Source organism: Cyclobacterium xiamenense (genome assembly GCF_009467825.1).
Lineage (GTDB): Bacteria > Bacteroidota > Bacteroidia > Cytophagales > Cyclobacteriaceae > Cyclobacterium > Cyclobacterium xiamenense.
This window is the reverse complement of the sequence record NZ_WIOK01000029.1, coordinates 62,757-68,516: the sequence shown is the minus strand read 5'-3', so window position 1 is coordinate 68,516 and position 5,760 is coordinate 62,757. Positions and strand designations below refer to the sequence as shown.

General features: G+C 45.2%; 5 protein-coding genes. 4 read left to right on the top strand and 1 reads right to left on the bottom strand.

What is annotated here, in order from left to right:
* The coding region (locus GCU44_RS23235) for a hypothetical protein (protein WP_206670857.1) at positions 1–220 on the top strand (220 nt) is incomplete at its 5' end.
* Positions 217–2,592 (top strand): AIPR family protein, encoded by a 2,376-nt coding sequence (locus GCU44_RS18520; RefSeq protein ID WP_154858489.1) that lies wholly within the window; start codon positions 217–219, stop codon positions 2,590–2,592. The genes GCU44_RS23235 and GCU44_RS18520, both read left to right, overlap by 4 nt.
* Positions 2,593–3,012: 420 nt before the next feature.
* Here GCU44_RS18520 and GCU44_RS18515 read toward each other — a convergent pair whose 3' ends face one another.
* Entirely contained in the window at positions 3,013–3,360 is a 348-nt protein-coding gene (locus GCU44_RS18515; protein ID WP_154858487.1) for a winged helix-turn-helix transcriptional regulator, read from the bottom strand.
* A 78-nt stretch (positions 3,361–3,438) separates the two neighbouring features.
* Between GCU44_RS18515 and GCU44_RS18510 the strand changes: the two genes are divergently transcribed.
* Complete coding sequence (locus GCU44_RS18510; protein ID WP_154858485.1) at positions 3,439–4,074, top strand: NAD(P)-dependent oxidoreductase; 636 nt, start codon at positions 3,439–3,441, stop codon at positions 4,072–4,074.
* Between the two features lies 1 nt (position 4,075).
* On the top strand, positions 4,076–4,948 hold the full coding sequence (locus tag GCU44_RS18505) for an NmrA family NAD(P)-binding protein (protein ID WP_154858483.1): 873 nt from the start codon (positions 4,076–4,078) through the stop codon (positions 4,946–4,948).
* Positions 4,949–5,760 lie beyond the last annotated feature (812 nt).

Below are 5,760 nucleotides of genomic sequence, written 5' to 3'. Positions count from 1 at the left end.
TTCTGCGGAAAACTTCCTCCTTGTTTGCTTGTTCATAAGGTTAAATTTAATCGTTTTTTTTAACTTAACCTCTGGTCTCAATTTTGGGGAGTATTATACTGTGATCCTGAAAGGGAATCTACAAAATGAGGCCATCTACAATGTAAAGTATCAGATTGACATTGCATCCTGCAATTCATTTGAAGTTCCGGAAGAAGATGTATTAAAAACAGTTATATGAGCCAGACAGGTAAAGCCATACAAACCGATTTTGAACTGGAACAATATCTCCTCGAACTCTACCATGAAGTAAATTCATTGGTATATGCAGATGAAGATGGCACCTCAAAAGAGAACAAGTTCACGGAGTATGTAATGGAGTTGCTGGCTGAAGCCGGAGAAACTGAAAGCATCAGATTATGTCCTTTTGTAAAGGAGAACAAGCTTGAAAATATCCTATACAAAATCAATGGCTACGGTATAGAAGAAGGATATGAAACACTTCACATTTTTATCACTCATTTTCAGGACACGAACCAGCTTTACCGGGTCAGTAAACCCGATTTTGATAAACTGGTAAAATGGCCGGCCAGTTTCCTGAATGCAGCTTTCAAAGGACACCTGGAAGACATTGAACCCTCTACGGAAGCGTATGGTCTCGCCAAGCTGATAAAGGATAACTATAAGGAAATTGACCGGGTCAATGTTTTTATCCTCTCGAACGGCAACATTCCTCACGATCCACCAAAGAATTTCAGTCTTAAAGGATTGGAGGATACGACCTTTATTTATCATGTATGGGATGCAGAACGGTTACACAGGCTCTCTCAATCCAGATACAACCGGGAACCGATTGAGATCGATTTCCGTGAAACACTCGGAGAAGTTATTCCATGCCTGGCAATGCCATCTGAAAACGACCTGTACGAATGCTACCTGGCAATTGTGCCTGGCAGCATTCTATCCACCTTGTACAGGAACTACGGAACCCGTTTACTTGAAAGCAATGTCAGGGCATTTCTGCAGCAGACAGGGAAAATAAACCGGGGTATCCGGGATACGATCAGGGAAGAACCATATATGTTTCTTCCATACAACAATGGACTGGCTACCACTGCACAGGAAGTCAAAACGGAAAAACGGGAGGACGGCCAGCTGGTAATTACAGGAGTGAAGGACTTTCAGATCGTAAATGGAGGTCAGACGACAGCTTCTTTGTTTCATACCGAGAAGAAGTTCAAAGCTGATCTGTCGCAAGTCTTCGTTCAGATGAAACTTACCGTCATAAAAGATGAGGACAAGAAAAACGAGACAGTTCCTTTCATTTCCAGGTACGCCAACAGTCAAAACAAAGTATCCGAACTCGACCTTACTTCAAATAATCCCCTCCTGCAGAGGTTGGAAGAATTGTCAAGAACAACTTATGCCATTGACCCTGAAGATTCCAACAAACAAACCATTTGGTTTCTGGAAAGAGTTAAGGGGCAATACAAAGAAGCACTTAATAAGGAGCCGACTAAAGGAAAACAGGATGCCTTTAAGTTGAAGTATCCAAGAAGTCAGGTTATCATCAAATCTGAGATTGCCAAGTACATGAATATATGGCATCAGCAGCCTTTCCATGTTGCAAAAGGTGCACAGAAGAATTACAATCAGTTTCTGAAAGATGTTGAGAAGGACTTCAAAAAGAAAAAACCGGGTCGCGTTTACTGGCAGGATGTAGTAGCGAATGCAATTTTATTTAAAGCCACTGATCAACTTTTCGGACGCAAAAATCAGAATCCGATAGGCGATACAAATATCAAATCACAAACAGTTGCTTACACACTTTCTTATCTGCACTTCCTGACCGGAAACCGTCTGAACCTCAAAATGATCTGGGACACCCAGGTGATCCCGGAAGACATGCAGGTAGAATTGAAGAGGGGGCTAAAGTACGTGTATGACTTTCTGAATAGCTTGGATGTTGCCCTAATAAGTGAAGCTGCAAAAGCAGAAAAAACCTGGACAGCATTAATCGGAAGAACCGGGCACCAAATGAACATGGAAGTGATCCGGAAATACCTGATCACGGATGCAGAATTTAAAGCCCGATATGATTCTGACAGCACCGACACAGAGGAAATTCAGAAATACAATAACCTTGAAAAGATTACTTCTCTGGGTATCCGGTTCTGGGATGGTTTGTACTTGTACAATCTCAATTCAGAGATACTTTCCAAATACCAGGAGACAAACGTTTCCATGATCCGGAAAATATTGAAAGAATCCGGAATCATGACGGACAGGCTAATTCAGAAAGGGGCCGAGATCGTTGGCCTCATTTCTCAAAAAGGGATTGACATTGAAAAGATCACTGCCTTGAGCAAGCTGGATGATAAAGATTTAATCGACCCGTCGGTGCTGTACAACCGTTTAAGCAGGTTAACAGATGCTGATTGGAAAAGAATTCTCGACCTAGGTGAGCAGACCAGAACGCTAAGCTTTAATGAAATCAGTGTTTTAAAAACCGTCATACAAAAGCTAAAAAGAAAAGAAAATATAGACTTGAAACGCCTCTTAGCCGCTCAGATAGCAATTGGAAAGTTAGAAAAATTTGGGATTAAAGTTTAAAAAAAAATGAAATAGTTCACAGTACGCCAAGTCACAAAAAAAGGAATTACACGAAAAACAAAATTTCCTACCCCGATCCCTCTCAGGATCATTACCTCTTGGTAAAATTGGAACCGGTAAGCGACCCGGAATTTCAAGGGGCTGCCTGGGATTTTAGGCGCCTTTCGGGCTATAAGGCCGGAAGGGCTTCGGCCTTGCCCTTTACCTGCAGCCTGACGGAACTAATGAAATGCAAAATTAGCTAGCCAATTCTTTTGTGCGGTCATTTTTTTTAAACCATATACCGCATATAAGAAATGCCGAATTCGTTTCCGTCCCTTCCACAATTTTTGCGTGTTTTCCAGTAGATGGGTTCAGTAAATCTTACGGATCTCCCTTTTATGTTCTTCTAAGGCTGACCGCTCTTTGTACCGTGCTCCCTCAGGTACCGGTCGTTCGCTGTTTCAGCAGGTTTTCTTCGTACCTGCCGGCAAAATTCCGCATTTCCTCGATCAACGGCAGTACCGCCCGGCCCATTTCGGTCAGCGAATATTCCACCCGGGGCGGTACCTCACCGAAGTTTTGTCGAACGGCCAGCCCGCTTTCTACCAGAGTCTTCAGCTCCTGTATCAGCATTTTTTCGCTGATATCGGGGATTTTTTTCTTCATCTCCGACAGGCGCAAAGGGGTTTCAACAAGCTGGAACAAGATCAACAATTTCCATTTTCCCCCTACCAATTCCAAGGTGGTGCGTATCGGACAACGAGCGGTAATGCGAATGGATTTCATACATACAAAAAGGTTAGTACCCTACTTTTATGCAGGTAAGCCAAATCTACGTAGTATTGAAGAAAAAGAAAGCGAATCATGAAAAAAATTGCCTTATTTGGTGGTTCCGGACAAACGGGCCGTCTATTTCTGTCCCGGGCCCTGGAAAGTGGGTATTCGGTAAAAGCCCTGGTCCGTAATCCGGAAAAGTTAAACCTTCGTCATCCTGCCCTGGAAGTCGTTGTAGGAGATGTGTTAAACGCCGAAGCAGTGGAAACCACCGTGAACGGCACGGAAATGGTAGTGAGCCTTTTTGGGCATGTCAAGGGTTCCCCGGAATGGTTGCAAACCGAAGGAACCCGAACGATCCTGTCAGCCATGAAGGGCCAAGGCCTCGAACGCATCGTTTCCCTTTCTGGGGGCGGCTTGCCCTTTCCAGAGAAGGACCGGCCCAAATTCGCCGATAAACTGATCCGCACCGTTATGAAACTGGCCGTTCCCCGTATCCTAAACGATGCCATCCGCCATCACGAGGTATTGGCGGAAAGCGGCTTGAAATGGGTCATTGTGCGCGGTCCGCGCCTGACAAATGAACCTGGAAAAGGGACCTATCGGGTGGGATGGGTAGGCGTCAATGCCAGCACCAAAATCAGCCGTGCCGACCTGGCGGCCTTTATCCTGACACAGGTAGAAGACGATACCTTTATTCACCAAATGCCCTTTGTGAGCAAATGACATGAACATTTTGATCAGCGGAGCTACTGGAAATGTGGGGCTGGAAGTTTGCCGGCTGCTGCAGGAGGGTAACCCGGAACACCAGATTTTTGCCGGGGTACGAAATCCCGAGCAGGAAGGCGATTTTCACAGGCGGTTTCCTGCGATACACCTGAGGAAATTGGACTTTAATCAGCCGGAAAGATTTCCCGAAGCCCTGGTGGATATACAGGTGGTATTTCTGCTGCGTCCACCGCAGCTTTCCGACGTAAAAAAGTATTTCGAACCCTTGGTTGCTACCTGCGTACAGGCAAAGGTCATGCACCTGCTGTTTCTTTCCGTGCAGGGAGCGGAGAAAAGCAGCCTGATCCCTCACCACAAGATTGAGAAACGGATAGTGGCCTCGGGGATTCCGTATACCTTTCTTCGTCCCGCTTATTTTATGCAAAATTTTACCACCACCTTAGCCAGTGATATCCGCAAGCGAAGCCGGGTGTATCTGCCGGCCGGAAAGGCCCGGTTTACGCTAATTGATATCCGGGACCTGGCTGCGGTAGCGGCGGAGGTCCTGCTGCACCCGGATGCCCACCGCAAGAAGGCCTACGATCTCACCAATTCGGAGCCATTGGATTTCAAGGCCATGTGTGACCTGTTGAGCAAGGGGTTGGGTAGGAAAATTGCCTTTGTATCCCCAAACCTGTTGCAGTTTTATGTGCAAAAGCGAAAAGAAGGAATGCCGGCTCCCTATATTCTGGTGATGATCCTATTGCATTACCTTCCCCGGTTTCAACCCACTCCGCAAACTTCCGATTGGGTGGAGGAATTGCTGGGAAGGAAAGCCATCGGCTTTGAAGAATTTGTGCAGCGGGAGAAGCAAAAATTGCAGCAGCAATAAGGTCATCTCCTGCTTCAGCACATTTGATCTGTCATTTTTTTAAACCATATACCGCATATAAGCGGTTCCGAACTAGCTTCCGATGCTAGCACAATTCCTACATGCTGTCCTGTGAATTATTTCAGCGCTCTTGTTCGTACCCCCTTCTATGTCCTTACATGCCCTTATATGGTTCAACCCATTTTGTGCAGTTATTTTTTTGAACCATATACCGCATATAAGCGATACCGAACTAGCTTCCAATGCTTGCACAATTCCTACATGCTGTCCTGTGGATTGTTTCAGCGCTCTTGTTCGTACCCCCTTCTATGTCCTTCTATGCCCTTCTATGGTTCAACCCATTTTGTGTGGTTATTTTTTTAAACCATATACCGCATATAGGGAAATATACGAGTTTTGAATTCCTAGCGCTGAAGGCGCGCAATACCGAAGCACAGGGTGTAGCCCTGTGACAACAATGTGGATAGCAGCATGCCAAGCGCTGAAGGCGCGAAATAAAGGCGTCAATCCCTACGCATTCCCTACTGTTTGACTAGCACGTCTTTGGTTCCACTCATTTTTAAACATAGGAGTTATACAAGGGATACCAAATACGCTTTTATCCCATTCACAATTTTTGGACACTGACCAGTAGCTTGGTTCAGTAAACCTTACGGATCCCCTTCTATGTCCTTCTATGCTCTTATATGGTTCAATCCCTTTTTGTGCGGTCATTTTTTTAAACCATATACCGCATATAGGGAAATATACGAGTTTTGAATTCCTAGCGCTGAAGGCGCGCAATACCGAAGCACAGGGTGTAGCCCTGTGAC

Bases quoted from the DNA above. Each gene is read 5' to 3' on its own strand.
- GCU44_RS18510 (WP_154858485.1), top strand. From the start codon at position 3,439: ATGAAAAAAATTGCCTTATTTGGTGGTTCCGGACAAACGGGCCGTCTA.
- GCU44_RS18505 (WP_154858483.1), top strand. From the start codon at position 4,076: ATGAACATTTTGATCAGCGGAGCTACTGGAAATGTGGGGCTGGAAGTT.
- GCU44_RS18520 (WP_154858489.1), top strand. From the start codon at position 217: ATGAGCCAGACAGGTAAAGCCATACAAACCGATTTTGAACTGGAACAA.
- GCU44_RS18515 (WP_154858487.1), bottom strand. From the start codon at position 3,360: ATGAAATCCATTCGCATTACCGCTCGTTGTCCGATACGCACCACCTTG.